General features: G+C 66.5%; 23 protein-coding genes. 17 read left to right on the top strand and 6 right to left on the bottom strand.

Going from position 1 to position 19,305, the window contains the following annotated elements:
• Window positions 1-52: 52 nt before the first annotated feature.
• Entirely contained in the window at window positions 53-559 is a 507-nt protein-coding gene (locus tag MG068_RS12820) for a GNAT family N-acetyltransferase (RefSeq protein ID WP_071227605.1), read from the top strand.
• 22 nt (window positions 560-581) lie between these two features.
• On the opposite strand, the gene MG068_RS12815 is transcribed toward MG068_RS12820, so the two are convergent.
• The 3 genes from MG068_RS12815 to MG068_RS12805 all read right to left on the bottom strand — a co-directional run bounded on the left by MG068_RS12815 (window position 582) and on the right by MG068_RS12805 (window position 2,119).
• The gene (locus tag MG068_RS12815; RefSeq protein ID WP_005410107.1) at window positions 582-788 is read right to left on the bottom strand and encodes a hypothetical protein; all 207 of its coding nucleotides are present in this window, start codon (window positions 786-788) and stop codon (window positions 582-584) included.
• 58 nt (window positions 789-846) lie between these two features.
• Window positions 847-1,284: an acetyltransferase gene (locus MG068_RS12810; protein WP_032129515.1), complete on the bottom strand. Its 438-nt coding sequence runs from the start codon at window positions 1,282-1,284 to the stop codon at window positions 847-849.
• Window positions 1,285-1,351: 67 nt separating this feature from the next.
• Window positions 1,352-2,119: an NAD(P)H-dependent oxidoreductase gene (locus MG068_RS12805; RefSeq protein ID WP_132810385.1), complete on the bottom strand. Its 768-nt coding sequence runs from the start codon at window positions 2,117-2,119 to the stop codon at window positions 1,352-1,354.
• A 78-nt stretch (window positions 2,120-2,197) separates the two neighbouring features.
• On the opposite strand from MG068_RS12805, the gene MG068_RS12800 reads away from it, so the two are divergent.
• The 5 genes from MG068_RS12800 (at window position 2,198) to MG068_RS12780 (ending at window position 6,094) form a co-directional block, all read left to right on the top strand.
• Window positions 2,198-2,557 (top strand): winged helix-turn-helix transcriptional regulator, encoded by a 360-nt coding sequence (locus MG068_RS12800; RefSeq protein WP_132810384.1) that lies wholly within the window; start codon window positions 2,198-2,200, stop codon window positions 2,555-2,557.
• 75 nt (window positions 2,558-2,632) lie between these two features.
• Window positions 2,633-3,157: a tRNA adenosine(34) deaminase TadA gene (tadA, locus tag MG068_RS12795; protein ID WP_110712729.1), complete on the top strand. Its 525-nt coding sequence runs from the start codon at window positions 2,633-2,635 to the stop codon at window positions 3,155-3,157.
• A 74-nt stretch (window positions 3,158-3,231) separates the two neighbouring features.
• Window positions 3,232-3,804: an oligoribonuclease gene (gene orn, locus MG068_RS12790; RefSeq protein WP_110712728.1), complete on the top strand. Its 573-nt coding sequence runs from the start codon at window positions 3,232-3,234 to the stop codon at window positions 3,802-3,804.
• A gap of 158 nt (window positions 3,805-3,962) precedes the next feature.
• Window positions 3,963-4,838, top strand: coding sequence for an EcsC family protein (locus MG068_RS12785; protein ID WP_132810383.1), 876 nt, complete (start codon window positions 3,963-3,965; stop codon window positions 4,836-4,838).
• 140 nt (window positions 4,839-4,978) lie between these two features.
• On the top strand, window positions 4,979-6,094 hold the full coding sequence (locus MG068_RS12780; protein ID WP_132810382.1) for an alkene reductase: 1,116 nt from the start codon (window positions 4,979-4,981) through the stop codon (window positions 6,092-6,094).
• Between the two features lie 132 nt (window positions 6,095-6,226).
• On the opposite strand, the gene MG068_RS12775 is transcribed toward MG068_RS12780, so the two are convergent.
• Together MG068_RS12775 and ppsA are read right to left on the bottom strand one after the other, a co-directional pair.
• A complete protein-coding gene (locus MG068_RS12775) occupies window positions 6,227-7,120 on the bottom strand; it encodes a mechanosensitive ion channel family protein (RefSeq protein WP_050509854.1) in 894 nt (297 codons plus the stop codon).
• Between the two features lie 136 nt (window positions 7,121-7,256).
• Window positions 7,257-9,635, bottom strand: coding sequence for a phosphoenolpyruvate synthase (gene ppsA / locus MG068_RS12770; RefSeq protein WP_132810381.1), 2,379 nt, complete (start codon window positions 9,633-9,635; stop codon window positions 7,257-7,259).
• 145 nt (window positions 9,636-9,780) lie between these two features.
• Between ppsA and ppsR the strand changes: the two genes are divergently transcribed.
• From ppsR to MG068_RS12745, 5 genes are all read left to right on the top strand, one after another.
• Entirely contained in the window at window positions 9,781-10,602 is an 822-nt protein-coding gene (ppsR, locus tag MG068_RS12765) for a posphoenolpyruvate synthetase regulatory kinase/phosphorylase PpsR (protein WP_006452040.1), read from the top strand.
• A gap of 148 nt (window positions 10,603-10,750) precedes the next feature.
• Window positions 10,751-11,260, top strand: a complete 510-nt coding sequence (locus MG068_RS12760) for a DUF1249 domain-containing protein (RefSeq protein ID WP_132810380.1) — start codon at window positions 10,751-10,753, stop codon at window positions 11,258-11,260.
• A gap of 40 nt (window positions 11,261-11,300) precedes the next feature.
• A complete protein-coding gene (locus tag MG068_RS12755; RefSeq protein ID WP_049422442.1) occupies window positions 11,301-11,789 on the top strand; it encodes an NUDIX hydrolase in 489 nt (162 codons plus the stop codon).
• A gap of 125 nt (window positions 11,790-11,914) precedes the next feature.
• On the top strand, window positions 11,915-12,544 hold the full coding sequence (locus tag MG068_RS12750; protein WP_132810379.1) for a DUF2239 family protein: 630 nt from the start codon (window positions 11,915-11,917) through the stop codon (window positions 12,542-12,544).
• Between the two features lie 118 nt (window positions 12,545-12,662).
• Window positions 12,663-14,027: an MATE family efflux transporter gene (locus MG068_RS12745; RefSeq protein WP_132810378.1), complete on the top strand. Its 1,365-nt coding sequence runs from the start codon at window positions 12,663-12,665 to the stop codon at window positions 14,025-14,027.
• A gap of 44 nt (window positions 14,028-14,071) precedes the next feature.
• Here the strand turns inward: MG068_RS12745 and MG068_RS12740 are convergent, their stop codons facing one another.
• Window positions 14,072-14,722 (bottom strand): class I SAM-dependent methyltransferase, encoded by a 651-nt coding sequence (locus MG068_RS12740; protein ID WP_132810377.1) that lies wholly within the window; start codon window positions 14,720-14,722, stop codon window positions 14,072-14,074.
• 344 nt (window positions 14,723-15,066) lie between these two features.
• On the opposite strand from MG068_RS12740, the gene MG068_RS12735 reads away from it, so the two are divergent.
• The 6 genes from MG068_RS12735 to MG068_RS12710 all read left to right on the top strand — a co-directional run bounded on the left by MG068_RS12735 (window position 15,067) and on the right by MG068_RS12710 (window position 18,973).
• Complete coding sequence (locus tag MG068_RS12735) at window positions 15,067-15,681, top strand: CDP-alcohol phosphatidyltransferase family protein (protein WP_032130352.1); 615 nt, start codon at window positions 15,067-15,069, stop codon at window positions 15,679-15,681.
• A gap of 22 nt (window positions 15,682-15,703) precedes the next feature.
• On the top strand, window positions 15,704-16,765 hold the full coding sequence (phaE, locus tag MG068_RS12730) for a class III poly(R)-hydroxyalkanoic acid synthase subunit PhaE (RefSeq protein ID WP_132810376.1): 1,062 nt from the start codon (window positions 15,704-15,706) through the stop codon (window positions 16,763-16,765).
• Window positions 16,762-17,829 (top strand): class III poly(R)-hydroxyalkanoic acid synthase subunit PhaC, encoded by a 1,068-nt coding sequence (locus tag MG068_RS12725; RefSeq protein WP_132810375.1) that lies wholly within the window; start codon window positions 16,762-16,764, stop codon window positions 17,827-17,829. The genes phaE and MG068_RS12725 overlap by 4 nt, the downstream gene beginning before the upstream one ends.
• Before the next feature lie 54 nt (window positions 17,830-17,883).
• Window positions 17,884-18,255, top strand: a complete 372-nt coding sequence (locus MG068_RS12720) for a YfeK family protein (protein WP_429000102.1) — start codon at window positions 17,884-17,886, stop codon at window positions 18,253-18,255.
• A gap of 65 nt (window positions 18,256-18,320) precedes the next feature.
• A complete protein-coding gene (locus tag MG068_RS12715; protein WP_006452007.1) occupies window positions 18,321-18,524 on the top strand; it encodes a PspC domain-containing protein in 204 nt (67 codons plus the stop codon).
• A complete protein-coding gene (locus tag MG068_RS12710; RefSeq protein ID WP_071229598.1) occupies window positions 18,521-18,973 on the top strand; it encodes a hypothetical protein in 453 nt (150 codons plus the stop codon). Before MG068_RS12715 ends, MG068_RS12710 begins: the two co-directional genes overlap by 4 nt.
• The last annotated feature ends 332 nt before the right edge of the window (window positions 18,974-19,305 follow it).

The raw sequence follows: 19,305 nt of genomic DNA, 5'->3' as shown, positions 1-19,305 counted from the left end.
TGCGACGTAAATCAATAATTCACGCATTCATCACATTATCAAAGGCGTTCTCTTGAACTGCATGATCCGCACCGAAACCACGGCCGACCACGCCGCCATCCATGCACTCACCGAGGCCGCCTTCCGCGAAGCCCCGCACAGCAGCCACACCGAGCAGTTCATCGTCGACGCCCTGCGCACCCGCGGGGAGTTGAGCATTTCGCTGGTCGCCGAAACTCAGGGCCAGGTGGTCGGTCACATTGCCCTGTCGCCGGTGACGGTCAGCGATGGCAGCGCGGGCTGGTTTGGTCTGGGCCCGATCTCGGTAGTGCCCGCGTGGCAGGGGCAGGGCATCGGTGCGGCCCTGATGCGCGCCGCACTTGAAGCACTGCGTCAGCAGGGTGCGCATGGCTGTGTATTGCTGGGCGAGCCGGCCTATTACGGGCGCTTCGGCTTCCGTGCCGAGCCGGGCCTGGTGTTGCCGGGCGTGCCGGCGGAGTACTTCCAGGCGCTTTGCCTGCAGCCTCCGCTGGCTCAGGGCGAGGTGCAGTACTCACCGGCCTTCGAGGCGACAGCCTGAGCCACGGCTGGCGTGCGCCCGCTCAGGGCGCACGCCAGACGGTCGGTTCGGGTTGCGGTTTCGGAATGCGGTAGCCGCCGATATGCTCGAGAAGTTCATTGGTACGACGCTGCTCGACCAGTACCTCACGCAGCAGGTTGCGCACGGCGAAGATGGCGAACGGCACCAGGATCCAGACCAGGCTGATGCCCAGCGCAAACAGGGTCAACAGGGCTTTTGCACCATCCATGTACGGCATTCCTTGATCGAAAGCAGCCACGCTAACACGCAGTTGCTGCCAACGGATGTCAGGCCTTATGCCGAAGGTGGATCAGCGGATACGGGCGGCCCTGCGAATCCAGCGGCGAACGACCGGTTTCGACAAAGCCCATGCGCAGGTAGAAGCCCACGGCCTGCGCGTTCTGTGCGTTGACGTCGGTGCTCAGCTGCGGGTGCAGGGCCAGTGCGTGCTGCAGCAGCTGCCGACCGATACCGGTGCCGCGCACGTCCGGATCGATGAACAGTGCTTCCATGTGGGTGCCGTCGATCAGCATGAAGCCCAGCGGCCGATCCTGTGCATCGACAGCAACGGTCATCGGCGCCTGCGGCAGGAAACCGGCGACTTCGGCATCGATCGCCAGGCGATCTTCAGTGCTGAGGAAGTCGTGGGTGGCGTCGACGGCGCGGCGCCAGAGATCGACAAGGGCGGCGCCGTCGTCAGCGCGAGAGGGACGGAGGGTGGTCATATGTTCACCAAGGTGCTTGCAGGAATGCGAAGTATGAAGCTTTCCGGCCGTGCCTGCAGGTGCGGGTTCATCCGGCGTTGCGATGGCGGATGAAGGGACTGTACGCAGTCGCTTCCGCGCGCAGCAACACGCCATCCTCGAAGTCCTCACTGCTGTTGAAGGGCACGGTCGGCCACTGCCGCCATCGCGACAGTCGCTCGCGGTAGGAAAGGGTGGCTGCAACCATTGCTTCGTCGTGGGCCTGCACGCGTTCCGCTGCAAGCCCTGAGCGCACGCCGTGCACCATATGCGGCTCCATCACCTCGAAGCCGACGTAGCGCAGGCTGTACATCAACGGCCACAGCAACAGCCGGGTATCGCCTTCGCGGCCATCGACCGCGCACGCCCGCGCCGAAGAGCCGGTGGTGACGCTCAGCAACGCACGCTTGCCCTGCATCACGCCGCGCTCGTGGCGTTGCCGGCTGTTGTACATCGGCCCGTAGACCAGCACGCGGTCCAGCCAGCCCTTGAGGATGGCCGGCGCCGCAAACCACCACAGTGGGAACTGCAGGATCACCAGGTCCGCGGCCTGCAGCAGCTGCAGGTGATGCCGCACATCGGCGGGCAACTGGTCGTGTTCGGCGCTGTAGCGCTGTTCGCGCTGGGCATCGAAGCGTTCGGGCTGCAGGCGCCGTGGATGGTGCCAGGCCGCTTCCAGCGGATCGAAGCCTTCTGCATACAGGTCGACCATGTCCACCTGCAGATGGTCGTGCCGCAGCTGCTCGGCCGCCTGCATGGCCAGGTGGGCATTGAAGGAACGGGGTTCGGGGTGGGCCAGCAGGATCAGGGCGCGCATCAGCAGAGGGCGTGTTGGAGTGTGCGACCATCCTCGCGATGCCGGCGAACTGTCGCAATTACGTACCTTGAGGTAACCATGGCCTATCCCGGTGATGTCTATGCCGCCGACTGCTCGGCGCGCGATGCGCTGGCACTGATCTCCGGCAAGTGGGTAATGCTGCTGTTGCCAGCGTTGGCGCAGGGCCCACAACGCAACGGCGCGCTGCTGCGGAAGATCGAAGGCATCTCGCAGAAAGTGCTGACGCAGACATTGCGCCAACTGGAGCGCAACGGCCTGGTCGAGCGCTGCGATCTGGGCAGCAAGCCGATGCATGTCGAGTACCGGTTGACCGAGGTTGCGCACGGCTTGGTCGAGACGTTGTCCGCCCTGGACCGCTGGGCCGAGCACAACTTCCCGGCGCTGGATGCGGCCCGCGAGCGCTTCGACGCGCGTTAGCGGCGCCTGCACGGCCCCGGGCGTACAATGCGGCCCCGGCGGCCATCCTGGCCCTGCAGACACACGAGAACCGCCATGACCGATGCCCTGGGTGTACCGGTGCACGACGCCGATGAACACTGGATGCGCCATGCACTGGCGCTGGCCGAACGCGCGCAGCGCGAGTTCGATGAGATTCCGGTGGGGGCGGTGCTGGTGGGCGCCGACGGCCAACTGCTGGGCGAGGGCTGGAACCTCAACATCGCCTCGCACGACCCAAGCGCACATGCCGAGATCGTGGCCATGCGTGCCGGTGGCAAGCGGCTGGCCAATCATCGCCTGCTTGGCAGCACGCTGTACGTGACCCTGGAGCCGTGCGCGATGTGCGCGATGGCGATCGTGCATGCGCGTGTCTCGCGGCTGGTCTACGGCGCCAGCGATCCCAAGACCGGTGCCTGCGGCAGCGTGTTCGACCTGCTCGGCGATGCCCGCCACAACCACCGGGTGGAGATCCACGGCGGGGTGCTGGCCAAGGACGCCAGCATGCGCCTGACCAACTATTTCCGCGCCAAGCGTGGCAAGCCACCGCTGCTGCTGGAAGACCACGGCGGCGAGGGTTGAGGGGCGAACGGGTATGATGGGCGCCTCTTTCCACCACCGGTAGGCCGCGCGCCTGCCCAGCAGCGAGGCGACACATGGCGGACAACGGCGCGGCCAACGAACGACTGATCTGGATCGACCTGGAGATGACCGGGTTGGATACCGACAATGATTCGATCATCGAGATCGCGACCGTTGTCACCGATGCCCAGCTCAACGTGTTGGCCGAAGGCCCGGAATTTGCCATCCACCACCCGCTGGAAACGCTGGAAGCGATGGACGAGTGGAACCGCAACCAGCACCGCCGTTCGGGCCTGTGGCAGCGCGTGGTGGACAGCACCACCACCCTCGGCCAGGCCGAGGCACAGACGGTGAATTTCCTGGCGCAGTGGATCCCGGCCGGCCTGTCGCCGATGTGTGGTAACTCCATCTGCCAGGACCGCCGCTTCCTGCACCGCCAGATGCCGCGCCTGGAGAAGTACTTCCACTATCGCAATCTGGACGTGTCCACGGTGAAGGAACTGGCCAAGCGCTGGGCGCCGAACGTGGCCGCCGGCGTCGGCAAGAACAGCAACCACACCGCACTGAGCGACGTGCATGACTCGATCGCCGAGCTGCGCCACTACCGCCAGTTCATGGGCGCGCTGTCGGGCCTGCCGACTGCTTGAACGCCGCCGCCGGGCATGGCCCGGCGCTACCGGGTGACACGCGAACTGGTAGTGCCGGCCGCTGGCCGGCAAGGCGCCGGGGGCGGTTCCCTTTCCAGCGGAAAGGGCCCTGATCCCCGCGACGAACCGTTCAACTCCCTGGCGCTAAGATCGGCGCCATGAACGAGCCCATCCTGCTCCCCCGCGACATTGCCCACGACGCCCGCGACTGGTCTGACCTGCAGCGGGCGGTGACCCTGCTGGAAGCACCGACCCTGACCGCGCGCATGGCCAACCTGGTCGGCACGCCGCTGGAGTTCGCGGTGAAGGCGCTGCCCAGCTCGGTCTCCGGCCGCATCCACGGTGCGGTGCAGGCAGCACTGTCCAAGTCGGCGCAGGCGGCGCTGTGGAGCATGGACAACACGCCCGGCAAGGGGGCATCCACCCGCTGGCACAAGCTGGCGGCAGCGACGTCCGGTGCGGTGGGCGGCGCCTTTGGTTTTGCCGCGCTGTTCATCGAGCTGCCGGTATCGACCACCATCATGATGCGTGCGGTAGCCGACGTGGCCCGTAGCGAGGGCTTCGACCTGTCCGAGTTCAGCACACGCCAGGCCTGCCTGGAGGTGTTCGCGCTGGGTGGCAACTCGCCGCGCGATGACGCCAGCGAGACCGGTTACTACCTGGCCCGTGGCTTCACCACCGATGTGATGCGCCACCTGTCGGCCGAGTTGGCCGGGCGCGTGGTGACCGGCCGCGACCTCACCCTGGGCGTGGCGCCGAAGGAAGCCGGCAAGCTGCTGGCGAAGATGGTGGAGAAGGTGGCCGCGCGCTTCGGCGTGGTGGTCACCGAGAAATTCGCCGCACAGGCGGTGCCGATTGTGGGTGCGGCCGCCGGTGCGACGCTCAATACGATGTTCACCGATTACTACCAGGACATGGCGCGCGGCCACTTCATCGTGCGCCGGCTGGAGATCAAGTACGGCGAAGACGTGGTGCGCACCTGTTATGACCGCGTAGCGCATGGCACGATCAGGATAGAACCCCGCCTGGAGTAGATCCACGCCATGCATGGATGAGCCTTCATGCCAGGCCATCCTTTGCCTGCCGGGCACAACTGTTTTGCCACAACACGCCTGTTGCCTTTCGCAGGCGGTCCCCATTCTTGCTGGCACTCCCCCCGCAAGAGATGTCCGCCATGTTGTTCACCTCCCACTGCTTGGGCGCCTTGACCCTGCCCAACCGAATCGTCATGCCGCCGATGACCCGCTCGCGCGCTGCCGACGGCAACGTTGCCACCGCGGAAATGGCCGCCTACTATGCGCAGCGGGCCAGCGCGGGCCTGATCGTCAGCGAAGGTACCCAGATCAGCCCGCAGGGCCAGGGCTATGCCTGGACGCCGGGCATCCACAGCCCGGAACAGGTGCAGGGCTGGCGACAGGTGACAGATGCCGTGCACGCTGCAGGCGGTCGCATCTACGCCCAGTTGTGGCATGTGGGTCGGGTCTCGCACGTGGCGCTGCAGCCCGGCGGTGCCGCGCCGGTGTCGTCGTCGGCGCTGCTGGCCGAGGGCGTGAAGGTGTTTGTCGACCCCACCGGCGCCGGCCCGGAAGCGGGCGTGGGCGAGATGATCCAGCACTCGATGCCGCGCGCGCTGGCCGAGGCCGAGATTCCGGGCATCATCGCCGACTACGCGCAGGCCACCCGCAATGCGCTGGCCGCCGGCTTCGATGGTGTCGAGCTTCACGGTGCAAATGGTTATCTGATCAACCAGTTCATCGATTCGCAGGCCAACCAGCGCACCGACGGCTATGGTGGCTCGCTGCAGAACCGGCTGCGTTTCCTGCGCGAGGTCGTGCAGGCGGTGACTGCAGAAGCCGGTGGTGAGCGCGTTGGCGTGCGCCTGGCGCCGCTGACGACGTTGCAGGGCGCGGTGGACGATACGCCGCAGGCCACCTACCTGGCGGCGGCACACCTGCTGGGCGAGCTGGGCGTGGGCTACCTGCACATCGCCGAGGCCGACTGGGATGACGCACCGCTGATGCCAGTGGCGTTCAAGCAGGCGCTGCGCATGGTCTACCCGGGCACCCTGATCTACGCCGGCAAGTACACCGCCGAGCGCGCCGAGCAGGCACTGGCTGAAGGTTGGGCCGACCTGATCGGCTTCGGTCGCCCGTTCATTGCCAATCCCGACCTGCCCGAGCGCCTGCGTCTGGGGGCGGAGCTGAACCCGCCGGATCGCGCAACGTTCTTCGGCGGTGGTGCGGTCGGGTTCACCGATTACGCGTCGCTGGAAGAAAGCGTCGCCGCCTGATCCCGGAGGCTGCCGGCCAGCGGCCGGCACTACCGATGTATGGAGATGGGGTGGGTGCCGGCCCGCGGCCGGCACTACCAGGATGTGCGGGGCAGGGTAGTGCCGGCCGCTGGCCGGCATTTCTGTGTCGGATCAGGGCTTGTCGCGCACCAGCGCGTCGGCCTCGACCACGCCGCCATCCTTGCCGTGCAGGTACAGGTGCATGTCCTGCTGCGGATACGGGATGTTGATGCCGGCCTTGTCGAAGCCCAGCTTGAGCTGCTCCAACAGCGTGACCTTGGTACCGAACCAGTCGGCCGACTTCACGTAGCAGCGGATGCCAAGATTGATCGCGTGCGCGCCCAGTTCGTACACCACCACGTCCGGTGCCGGCGTCTGCAATACGCGCGGGTCGGCCTTCATCAGCGCCAGCGCGGTGTCGCGCGCCAGCTGGATGTTGTCTTCATAGCCGATGCCCACCACCAGTTCGACGCGGCGGGTCGGCTCGGCGGTCAGGTTGATGATCGGCGCAGCGGTGATCAGCGTGTTCGGAATGGTGGTGTGCTGATTGTCGGCACCGGTGATGACGGTCTGGAAGATGCGCACTTCGCGCACCGTGCCGGTCTGTCCGGCCACCGTCACTACATCACCGACGCGGAACGGGCGCAGCGTCACCAGCATGACGCCCGAGGCGATGTTGGACAGCGAATCCTTCAGTGCCAGGCCTACCGCCAGGCCGGCGGTGCCGAGCACGGCCAGCAGCGGGGTGATCTGCACGCCCAGCGTGCCGATTGCCAGCACCACCACGATCACCAGCGACGCGGCGTACACCACGTTGCGCAGGAAGTTACCCAGCATCGGGTCCACGCCCATGCGCGCGGTGGCGCGTGGCATCGCATTGGACAGGCGTCGTGCCACCCACATGCCGACCAGCAGCACCACGATCGCGGCCAGCAATGGCACGCCGTAGGTCTCCAGCAGGCGTTCCCAATCGAGCGAGTGGAACCAGGGTGTTGCGGCGGGGGCGGGTGGGGCAGTGGCGAGCATGCGGGCTCCTTTGCAGCGGGGGAGGTGGCGCGCGCAGACGCCAGAAACAACAAGCCCCGCAGAGGCGGGGCTTGCATGCAGCTGAAGTATGGGCCGGCGCCGATGAAAGCGACGTCAGCCCTCAGCAATCACGGTCTCAGCCGTTGGCCTTCAGCTTGGCCAGGCGCAGCCAGGTATCGACCACGGTGTCCGGGTTCAGCGACACCGACTCGATGCCTTCCTGCATCAGCCACTCGGCCAGATCCGGGTGGTCGGACGGGCCCTGGCCGCAGATGCCAACGTACTTGCCCTTGGCACGTGCTGCCTTGATCGCCATCGACAGCAGCTTCTTCACCGCCGGGTTACGTTCATCGAACAGGTGCGCGACGATCGACGAGTCGCGGTCCAGGCCCAGGCTCAGCTGGGTCAGGTCGTTGGAGCCGATCGAGAAGCCGTCGAAGATCTCCAGGAACTCATCGGCGAGCAGTGCGTTGGACGGCACTTCGCACATCATGATGATCTTCAGGCCGTTCTCGCCCTGCTTCAGGCCGTTCTGTTCCAGCACCTCGATGACCTTGCGGCCTTCCTCCAGGGTGCGCACGAACGGAATCATGACCCACAGGTTGTCCAGGCCCATTTCGTTGCGCACGCGCAGCACGGCCTTGCACTCCAGCGCGAAGGCGGCCGAGAAGCTCGGATCGACGTAACGGCTGGCGCCGCGGAAGCCGATCATCGGGTTCTCTTCGTGCGGCTCGTAGTTGCTGCCGCCGATCAGGTTGGCGTACTCGTTGGACTTGAAGTCCGACAGGCGCACGATCACGGCGTTCGGTGCGACCGAGGCGGTGAGGGTGGCGATGCCTTCGGCCAGGCGATCCACGTAGAAGCTGACCGGATCACCGTAACCGGCGATCTTCTCGTCGATCTTCTTCTTGGTTGCCGCATCCTGGCGGTCGTATTCCAGCAGCGCGTTCGGGTGGATGCCGATGTGGCTGGCGATGATCATTTCCAGACGGGCCAGGCCGATGCCGGCGTTCGGCAGCTGGCCGAAGTCGAAGGCACGTTCCGGGTTGGCCACGTTCATCATGATCTTCAGCGGTGCCGGCGGCATGTTGCCCAGATCGGTGGTGGTGCGCTCGAAGCCGAGCTTGCCTTCGTAGATGAAGCCGGTATCGCCTTCAGCGCAGCTGACGGTGACCAGCTGGCCATCTTCGATGACCTTGGTGGCGTTGCCCGAACCGACCACGGCCGGCACGCCCAGCTCGCGCGCGATGATCGCGGCGTGGCAGGTACGGCCACCGCGATTGGTGACGATGGCCGATGCACGCTTCATCACCGGTTCCCAATCGGGATCGGTCATGTCGGCGATCAGCACGTCGCCCGGCTGCACGCGGTTCATGTCGTCCAGCGTCTTCACCACGCGGGCCACGCCCGAACCGATCTTGGCACCTACGGCGCGGCCCTCGGCCAGCACGTTGCCGCCCTTTTCAGTCAGCGCGAAACGCTCGATCTGGGTGGCATGGCTGCGCGACTTCACCGTTTCCGGGCGCGCCTGCACGATGAACAGCTTGCCGCTGACACCGTCCTTGGCCCACTCGATGTCCATCGGGCGGCCGTAGTGCTTTTCGATGACCAGCGCCTGCTTGGACAGTTCCTGCACGTCCTCGTCGCTGATCGAGAAGGTGTTGCGCAGTTCGACCGGGGTGTCCTCGATCCTGACGCGCTCACCCGGAACATCCGAATACACCATGCGGATGGCCTTGCTGCCGAGCGAGCGGCGCAGGATCGCCGGCTTGCCGGCCTGCAGGGTGGGCTTGTAGACGTAGTACTCGTCCGGGTTGACCGCGCCCTGCACGACCATTTCGCCCAGGCCGAAGGACGAGGTGACGAACACCACATCGCGGAAGCCGGACTCGGTGTCCAGTGTGAACAGCACGCCGGAGGAACCGACGCCCGAACGCACCATCAGCTGCACGCCGGCGGACAGGAACACGTCCTCATGCTTGAAACCGTGGTGCACGCGATAGGCGATGGCACGGTCGTTGTACAGCGAGGCGAACACTTCCTTGACCTTGTGCACGACGTCGTCGGCACCGGTGACGTTGAGGAAGGTTTCCTGCTGGCCGGCGAAGGAGGCATCCGGCAGATCCTCGGCGGTGGCCGACGAACGCACGGCCACGGCCACGTCGCCGCCGCCGTTGTCGGCGCTCAGCTGGGCGTAGGCGGTGCGGATGTCCTGGTCCAGCTGCGGCTGCAGCGGGGCATCGATCACCCAGGTGCGGATTTCCTTGCCCGCTGCGGTCAGCGCGTTGACGTCCTCGACGTCCAGCGTGGCCAGCTTGTCGAAGATGCGCTTGGACAGATCGTTGTGCGCGATGAAGTCCTTGAAGGCTTCAGCGGTGGTGGCATAACCGCCCGGCACCGAAACGCCCAGACCGGCCAGGTTGCCGATCATCTCGCCCAGCGACGAATTCTTGCCGCCTACGCGGGCCAGGTCGGCCAGACGCAGTTCGTGCAACCACAGGATGTTCTCGTTCAAGCGCGATGCTCCGTTTGGCCATCGCCCGAGGCGGGCTGGAATGGCCGCGTCCGTAGGAAGAAGCCGATATGATGCCGGGCAGAGTACCGTCGGCACAAGCTTGTGCTGGCGGCCTTTTTAGGCTTCGTAGGGGGTAAAAGCGCGCATGTCGACCATCCGTCCGGTGTTCTACGTTTCCGATGGAACCGGTATCACCGCTGAAACCATTGGGCATAGCCTGCTTACCCAGTTCTCCGGGTTCAGCTTCATTACCGATCGCATGTCGTTTGTCGACGACCCCGAAAAAGCGCGTGAAGCCTGTGCCCGGATCCAGGCGGCAGGGGAGCGGTACCAGGTCCGGCCGATCGTGGTGAACTCCTGCGTGGACCAGAGCCTGAGCCTGATCCTGGCCGACAGCGGCGCGCTGATGCTCGATGTGTTCGCGCCGTTCATCGAGCCATTGGAGCGTGAACTGGCCAGTCCGCGCCTGGCCCGGGTCGGCCAGGCCCACGGCATGGTCGATTTCGACACCTACCACCGCCGCATCAACGCGATGAACTTCGCCCTGACCCATGACGACGGCATCGCGGTGAACTACGACGATGCCGACGTGATCCTGGTGGCGGTGTCACGCGCCGGCAAGACGCCCACCTGCATCTACCTGGCCCTGCATTACGGGGTGCGCGCGGCCAATTACCCGCTGACCGACGAGGATCTGGAAAGCGACCGCCTGCCGCCGCGCCTGCGCAACTACCGGCGCAAGCTGTTCGGCCTGACCATCGACCCGGACCGGCTGCAGCAGATCCGCCAGGAGCGCCGCCCGAACTCGCGCTACGCAAACCTGGACACCTGCAAGCGCGAGGTGGCTGCGGCCGAGGTGATGTTCCAGATGGAGCGGATCCCGACCCTGAGCACCACCCATACCTCGATCGAGGAGATTTCCAGCAAGGTGCTGGCCACGCTGGGGCTGCAGCGCGAGCTGTATTGATCCTCATCTGGTAGAGCCGGCCGCTGGCCGGCTGGTGGATGAACCTTCGGCCGCGATGCAGGGCTGCCGGCCAGCGGCCGGCACTACCCAGGGGTTGGCTTGCACGCGCGCGCCCCCACGTTGAAGCACCAACGTGTAGGATCGACCCATGGCCCGAGCCTTGCCCCGCACCGAACGCATTCCCCGCCTGAGCCGGCTGAGCTGGCTCATGGGCCTGTACGCGGAAAACTACCGCCATCTGGTGCGTCTGTTCGAACCGGCCGGACTGGTGGCGGGCAGCTACATTTCCTCGATCGGCGACGGCCTGGATGTCCGCCTGGACGTGATCGAGTGCCACCGCTACACGGTGGAACTGCGCCTGACCTACGACCTGGCCGACCCGGTCACCGGTGAGCCGGATCCGTCGGCCTATGTGCGTCTGTACCGTGACGCGCGCCAGGCCGAGACCACCCATTGCTACGTCGGCCGCCGCTGGCAGGACACGATGGGTCTGTACCCGCCGCCGGCGGAGCTGATCAGCCACCGCATGCGGATGAACACCTTCCTCGGCAAGTGGCTGGAATACCTGGCCGAACGTGGCCACGGCGTCGCCACCCTGCGCCGCGATCCCGACGGCGCCAGCACGCCGGCAGAGCGCCACCTGTCGCTGGTGCGCTGATCGGCCATAATCCACGGCTGACCTGCCGCTGGATGCTGCCATGCCGTATACCCCGATCGTCGCCACCCTGGGCTATGTGCTGTCGCCCGATCGTCGCCAGGTGCTGATGATCCACCGCAACACCCGTCCCGGTGACCATCACCTGGGCAAGTACAACGGCCTGGGCGGCAAGATCGAACCCACCGAAGATGTGGCGGCTGGCATGCGCCGCGAGATCGCCGAGGAAGCCGGCATCGACTGCACGGACATGCGCCTGCGCGGCACCATCAGCTGGCCAGGCTTCGGCAAGCACGGCGAGGATTGGCTGGGTTTCGTGTTCGTCATCGATGGATTCGAGGGCACCCCGCACGGCGGCAACCACGAAGGCACGCTGGAGTGGGTGGACCTGGACAAGCTGGACACCCTGCCGATGTGGGAGGGCGACCGCAACTTCCTGCCGCTGGTGTTCGACGCCGACCCGCGCCCGTTCCACGGCGTGATGCCGTACAAGGACGGGCGCATGGTGAGCTGGTCCTTCAGCCGCCTGTGAGCCGGGAAATCGGGTAGCTGCCAACCTTTGGTCGGCACGCTCTTCTGGCATATTAATACCCGGGCAATATTGACGGGAGAGAATTACCCGGGCAATATTCGCGCACCGCCTCTGATGCCGTTGCCATGCCTGCGTCCCGACTTCCTCCCTTCAGTTGTTTCGACGGCCATCACCTGGTCGCTTCCGGTACGCCGGAAGTGGCCGCGCTGGCGCTGAAGCAGCTGCGTGCCAACAACGCTGCCGGTCCGCTGCTGGTGTTCGACAACGCCACCGGCCGCACCCGTGATTTCGATACGCGTGGCAGCGACGCAGAACTCCTGGCGCGGGTAAACGAAGCGTTTCCCGCCGCCGTGGAGACGGATGCCGACGTCACGGCCGAAGAGGCGCCCGCAACCCCACGTGGCCGTGGCCGCCCCAAGCTGGGTGTGGTCGCCCGAGAAGTGACCTTGCTGCCGCGCCATTGGGCGTGGCTGGCCGAGCAGCCTGGCGGTGCCTCGGTGGTGCTGCGCAGGCTGGTGGAGGCGGCCAGCCGTGCCGGTGCTGACAAGGACCGCCAGCGTCGTGACAGCGAGCGTGCCTATCACTTCCTGCAGGCCATCGCTGGTGACCTGCCTGGCTTCGAGGAAGCCATCCGCGTCCTGTTCGCGCATGACCGCGCGGGCCTGGAAGCAGCGCTACGGAGTTGGCCCGAGGATGTACGCGCCCACGCCCTGCGCCTGGCCTTCGACGATCCTGCGGACCACGCCGACGGCTGAGCCATCGCGCCGTTCCTGAGCGACGGCCCCACCTGACCGCGGGTCCAGGCCCGCTTCCCCTGTGCGTGCTTTGCTGGCGGAAACGCCGGGCAGGGCGGCGCGTTGCCCAGAGAACCCCATGAGCACCCCTGTACATCCGATACCTCCGGCAGCACCCCCGCTGTGGCGCACCTATCTGACCCTGCTGCTGCCGATGCTGCTGACCAATGCGCTGCAGCTGGCCGCAGGCACGCTGGACAACATTTACCTCGGCCATCTGCTCGGCACACAGGCAGTGGCTGCAGCGGCTGCGTTCTTTCCGGTCTTCTTCCTGCTGTTGGCCCTGGTAATGGGCCTGGCGACCGGTGCGATGGTGCTGATCGGCCAGGCTTGGGGCGCGGGCCGCCCGCAGCAGGCACGCGCCGTGGCTGGCAGCGCGGTGGCGCTGATCCTGCTGCTGTCGGTGCTGGTGATGGCTGTGGGCGGCGGCTTCGCGCCACAACTGCTGGTGGCGTTGGGCACGCCGGCAGCGGTCCTCAGTAAGTCCATTGTCTACGCACGCGTGCTGTTGCTGACGGCACCGGTGTTCTTCCTGCTGTGGCTGGCCACTGCGGTGAGCCGCGCGGTGGGCGATGCGAAGACACCGCTGCATGCGCTGCTGCTGGCAACGGTGGTCGGCCTGCTGTGCACGCCGCTGCTGATCCTCGGCTGGGCCGGCCTGCCGCAGCTGGGTTCGGCCAGTGCGGCAGTCTCGGCGGCGTTCGCCTCGCTGCTGGCCCTGGCCTGCCTTATGTGGCGGTGGCAGAGGATGGAGCACCCGTTGGCGCCGGGACGTGAGCTGCTGCGTGCCATCCGTTTCGATGGCGTGCTCATCCGCGCGATGCTGCGCATCGGCGTACCGTCATCGCTGCAGATGCTCAGCCTGGCCATTGCCGAAATCGTGTTGCTGGGCTGGATCAACCGCTACGGCTACACGGCCACGGCCGCCTACGGTGCGGTCAACCAGTTGATGAGCTGGGTGCAACTGCCTGCGATGTCGCTGGGGATCACCGCCACCATCCTCGCGGCGCATGCGATGGGCGCGGGGCGTACGGCACGGCTGCCCGCCATCGCTCGCACCGGTGTGCTGCTTGGGCTGGCGATGCTGAGCGTGGTGGTGCTGCTGGTGATGGCGCTGGCGCCCTGGCTGACCGGGCTGATTCTGGCGGCCGCAGAGGTGCGCGAATTGGCCGCATCGCAGCTGCGCACGGTGGTATGGGGCGTGCTGGCGATGGGAGGCAGCGCGGTGCTGGTCGGAGTGATGCGAGGCAGTGGCACGGTGATGTTGCCAGCGTTGCTGGGCATGGCAGCGGTACTGCTGCTGGAGCTGCCGTTGGCGATGTGGTTGCAGGCGCGGCATGGTCTGGCCGGCCTGTGGTGGGCGTGGCCGCTGGGGTTGCTGGCGATGCTGGTGATGCAGGTGTTCTGCTTCGCGCATTGGCGGCGGCGGGTGCAGGCTGGGTAGTGCTGGCCGCTGGCCGGCAACGCGGAACGGCCGGCTCTACCACTTCAGCGCCGCTGTGCCAGCAGCAGATGGAAGTGCTTTTCGCGGATCTGGCCGTCATTGCCGGCTGCGGATTCCCGGTGGCTGCGCCAGGCCGAGACGCGGAAGCCCGACACACGCAGCGCCAGCTCCACCGCGTCCAGCTCATGCAGTTGGAAGTCGGCAGCAAATGGCAGGCTTCGCATGAAGCTGGCGTCGCCAAAGGCCAGGCACAGGCGGCCGCCCCGGCGCAGCACCCGCGCCAGCTCGTCCAGCACCGACGCCAGGTTCGGCCAGAAGTACAGGGTGTTGACCGCCAGCGCGGCATCCATCGCGGCATCGGCGACCGGCAGCGCATGAGCGTCGCCGTGTCGCATCGCGGCACGCTCGGCCAACCCGGCGCTGGCCAGGCGCTGGTTGCCGGCCTCGACCATGGCGGTGGACAGCTCAATACCCAGATAGTGGCTGCCGGTGGCCTGCAGCATCAGCGGCGCGAAGGCCGCATTGCCGGGGCCGATCTCCAGGACCCGTTCGCCAGTACCGACGGCCAGCAGCCCGATCGCGGCCAGGTTGAGTGCGCTGTTGCTGCGGTTCATCGAGTCAGCCACCGCCAGCGCGGCCTCGCCATGGGGCTGCCGCAGCTGTGCGGCCAGAGTGGGAGCATCCAGCATCATCATCGTCCGTTGCAGAGTTTCGGGCGTGGCGGCGGCGGGTCCGCCGGTGACCATAGCGCCGACCTTGTGGCTTGGGAAGTAGGGAAACCCCGCTTCGGGGTGATGAGGAAATGTCCAGCGTCGCAGTCGGTGAGATCTGGTTGTCCACAGGGGGTGTGGATTACGCGTGGGCAACTTTGTGGATAAGCCGCGACAGGCGCCACCCCCCTAGGCTGTCAAGATGGGTGGCGAAAAATTCACCGCCGGTGAGGACAGGTGAGGGAGCGGTGAAGGCTGGGGCCTGCCAACGCTGTCGCCAGCGGCGGCGCTCGCGGTAACCTGTGGGCCTTGATGCTCCGTGAGACCCCATGAAACGTCACTTCTCGATGCTGCGCGAATTCCAGCTGGCCGACTGGTTCACCCTGGCCAATGCTTTCTGCGGCACCGGTGCGGTCTTTGCCGCAATGCGCTTCCTGCAGGACGGCGAGCGCGGCTACCTGCTGTTCGGCATGGCGTTGATCCCGCTGGCTTTCATTTTCGACGCCCTCGATGGGCGCATCGCGCGCTGGCGCAAGTCCAGCTCCACCCTGGGCCGCGAGCTGGACTCGCTGTCCGACGTGATCTCCTTCGGTGTGGCCCCGGCGGCGCTGGCCTACGCCTGCGGCATGCAGGGCGGCTGGGACTGGCTGGTGCTGAGCTATTTCGTCTGCTGCGGCGTCAGCCGCCTGGCGCGCTACAACGTCACCGCCGAGGCGCTGGCCGGCGACGAGGGCAAGGTCGCGTATTTCGAGGGCACCCCGATCCCGACCAGCCTGGTGCTGGTGATCGTGCTGGCGATCGCCGCCGGTACCGATGCCATCGGCCAGAACATCTGGTTCGGCCAGTGGCAGATCGGCCCGTGGCAGCTGCACCCGATGGTGCTGTTGTTCGCCCTGTCCGGGTCGCTGATGATCAGCAAGACCCTGCGTATCCCCAAGCCATGAGCCAGCCCTGCGGAGGCCTGCGATGACCAGCTCGGCCCACGACGCCGGCAGCAGTGATTTCGAAACCTTGGCCCGGCAGTACTTCGGCGCCTGGGGCGATGCCCTGCGCCACGCCAGCACGCCCGGTGCGCCGGCAGGTGACGACCCCGGCAGCTGGCAACGGCTGTTCGACTGGTGGGGCCAGCTGTTGCCCGAGCAGGGGCAGGGCGCGCCGGAAGATGCCGTGCGCCGCTTCCGCGAACAGGCGGGCAGCTGGTACGGCACCATGCAGGAAGTGGCCGCGCGTTTCGCCGGCCGCGACGCCAGCAGTGCCGATGTGGCACAAGCCTGGCGCGAGGCGGTGCAGGGGCAGGGCGACGGCATGCTGCAGTGGATGCTGCAGGGCGCCCGTGGCAGCACCCACGCTGGCGCCGCTGTACCGGAGTTTGCCGCCTGGCTGCAGCAGTTCCAGCTGCAGGCCGGTCCGTGGCTGCAGAGCCCGGCGTTCGGGCCCGGCCGCGAGCACCAGGCGCGCTGGCAGGCGCTGCTGCGGGCGCAGGAGGAATACCAGCAGCATTCACGCGCCTACGTCGATCAGATCAAGCAGGCACTGGACGAGGCCTTCGCGCTGTTCGAGCAGCGCCTGGCCGAGCACGAGCAGCCGGGCAGCCAGCTGACCAGCGCCCGCGCAATGTTCGACCTGTGGATCGAAGTGGCCGAGGAGGCCTACGCCAAGGTCGCCATGTCCGAACCGTTCCAGCAGGTGTATGCCGCGCTGGGCAACGCTCAGATGCGCCTGCGCGCCGGCCTGCAGCGCGAGGTGGAACAGATGAGTGAACGGATCGGCCTGCCGACCCGCAGTGAGATGGACGCCGCGCACCGCCGCATCGCCGAGCTGGAGCGCAGCCTGCGCCGCCTGCAGGCACAGGTGGCGGCCATGGCCGGAAGGGGCGAGGTCGATCCGGTGGCACAGCCGGCGCCGGCGAAGGTGAAGCCGGTCGCGCGCAAGGCCGCGAAGAAGGCCGCGCCGGCAAAGAAGGCGCCTGCGAAAAAGGCTGCACCAAAGGCAGCGCCCCGTACTTCCACGCGGACGCGTGACCGATGAAAGGACCGCTGGGCTTCAACGCCGATGACCTGATGCAGGAAACCCTGGCCATGCAGCGCAAGCTGATGGAAGGGCTGAAGCTGCTGCCGCAGGTGGAAGACGTGGACTACGGCGTGACCGCGCGCGAGGAAGTCTGGCGCGACGACAAGGTGGTGCTGTACCGCTTCGTCGGCGAACAGACACCGACCCGCCGCACGCCGTTGCTGATCGTCTACGCGCTGGTCAACCGGCCGTACATGGTCGACCTGCAGGCCGATCGCTCACTGGTACAGAAGCTGCTGGCGCTGGGGCAGGACGTCTACGTGCTGGACTGGGGTTACCCGGATCGCTCGGAGCGCTTCCAGACCCTGGAGGACTACCTGCTGCGCTACATCGATGGCGCGGTCGATGCGCTGCGCGCGCGCAGTGGTGGACCGGTCGACCTGCTCGGCATCTGCCAGGGCGGCGTGTTCGCGCTGTGCTATGCCGCGCTGCGCCGACAGAAGCTGGGCAAGCTGATCACCATGGTCACCCCGGTCGATTTCCACACCGCCGACAACATGCTCTCGCACTGGGCGCGGCAGGTGGATGTGGACCTGCTGGTTGACACGCTGGGCAACATCCCGGCCGACCTGATGAATGCCAGTTACCTGATGCTCAAGCCGTTTCGCCTCAACGTGCAGAAGTACGTCGGCCTGCTCGACATTCTCGATGACAAGGCCGCGCTGGAGGATTTCCTGCGCATGGAGAAGTGGATCTTCGATTCACCGGACCTGGCGGGCGAGGCGTTCCGCGACTTCATCAAGCAGTTCTACCAGGGCAACGGGCTGGTGAACGGCACGGTGCGGATCGGCGAGGAAGCGGTGGATCTGTCGCAGGTGACCTTGCCGGTGCTGAACATCTATGCCGAGCAGGACCATCTGGTGCCGCCGGATGCCTCGCGCGCAATGCGTGGGCGCCTGGGCACCGAGGACTACACCGAGTCCAGTTTCCGTGGCGGCCATATCGGCATCTACGTGTCCGGTCGCGCGCAGCGCGAAGTGCCGGCCACGATCGATGGCTGGTTGAAGGCGCGCGACGTGTAAGGCTTGCTTCGCTTTTGTAGAGTCGAGCTTGCTCGACTGCCTTGGAGAATAATGATGTCGCAACGGTTCACGCTGCTGCTTGCCACGCTGCTGCTGGCAGCACCTGTTGCCCACGCCGCACCCAGTACGGATGCACGCCGGGAGATCGCCCAGCTGATCTCCAGCCTGGACGGCTCCCAGTGCCGGTTCCAGCGCAATGGCAGCTGGTACGACGGCAGCGATGCGCGGTCGCACCTGCAGCGCAAGTATGATTATCTGCTGAAGAAGAACATGGTGGACAGCGCCGAGCAGTTCATCGAGCGCGCCGCCAGCCAGAGCAGCATGAGCGGCAAGCCCTATCGCATCCAGTGCCCGGGGCAGCCTGAACAGACTGCAGCCGCCTGGTTCGGCGCGCGCCTGCAGGCCCTGCGCCACCGCGCTCCGTAGACATAGGAGCGGTGTAGAGTCGAGCCTTGCTCGACTGCTTTTTCCCGTAGCCCAGGAGAACCGCCATGAACACCACGCCGCGCACGCTGTCGCGTTCATTGAACGACCGCATGATTGCCGGCGTGATGGGCGGCATTGCCCATCGCTTCGGCTGGAATGCCACCCTGGTACGGATCGTGTTCGTGCTGGTCTCGATCGGCTCGGCGGCCTTCCCCGGCATCCTGGTCTACCTGATCCTGTGGCTGCTGATTCCCAACGAGGCCGATTGAAGACTCCCGTGACGCCCTGGCCGGTCTGGCTGCGCGCGCTGCAGGTGCTGGGCGCGGTGTGGACGTCCCCCAATTCACTGCTCGGCCTGATCGGTGGACTGGCCGGCATGCTCGGCGGCGCGACGCTGCGCTGGAGCGGCCGTGACAGCGCGTTGGTGTTCGATCGCTGGCCGTGGGGGCCGGGTGGGGCGATCACCCTGGGCAATGTGATCCTGCACACCGGGCATGACCTGGGCATTTCCTGCCGCACCTATGCACACCAGGCGGGGTGGGGCGTGGAGCCGCTGATCCGGCTGGATGACCACGAACGCGCGCACGTCTACCAGTACATGGTGCTGGGGCCGCTGTACCTGCCGGTGTACCTGCTGTGTGGCGGGGTGAGTGCGCGCAACCCGTTCGAGCGCGCGGCCGATCATTTCGCCCGGTTCGGGCGTGGCTGGTGGCCGTAGTTTCCAGCCAACGGCGCAGCCCCTCGTGGGTGGTCGCGGAATGCGTTCATGCGATTGGGCCGGGCGGGGTGGGTTCGCGGGACACGCCGTAAACCCGTCCCTGGGGGCTCGATGGCGCCATCCATGGCGCCAACGGTCCCGCGAACCCACCCCGCCCGGCCCCTGACAGTTTCCTGCGCGGCCCGCCACGGAGAAGAAAAAGCAAGGCAAAAGCGGGTCGCGCGCTGCGCTTGCTCGCGAGCGGGGCATGGCTTGGCTTGGCTTGGCTCTACAGGAAGCAACAAATCAGCCGGCCAAGCTGTTTTTGCTTTTGATCTTCTTTTTTCTTTTCC

The organism is Stenotrophomonas sp. ASS1, assembly GCF_004346925.1.
GTDB lineage: Bacteria > Pseudomonadota > Gammaproteobacteria > Xanthomonadales > Xanthomonadaceae > Stenotrophomonas > Stenotrophomonas maltophilia_A.
Note: the sequence above shows the minus strand (reverse complement) of the source record. Positions and strands in the feature narration are given on the sequence as shown.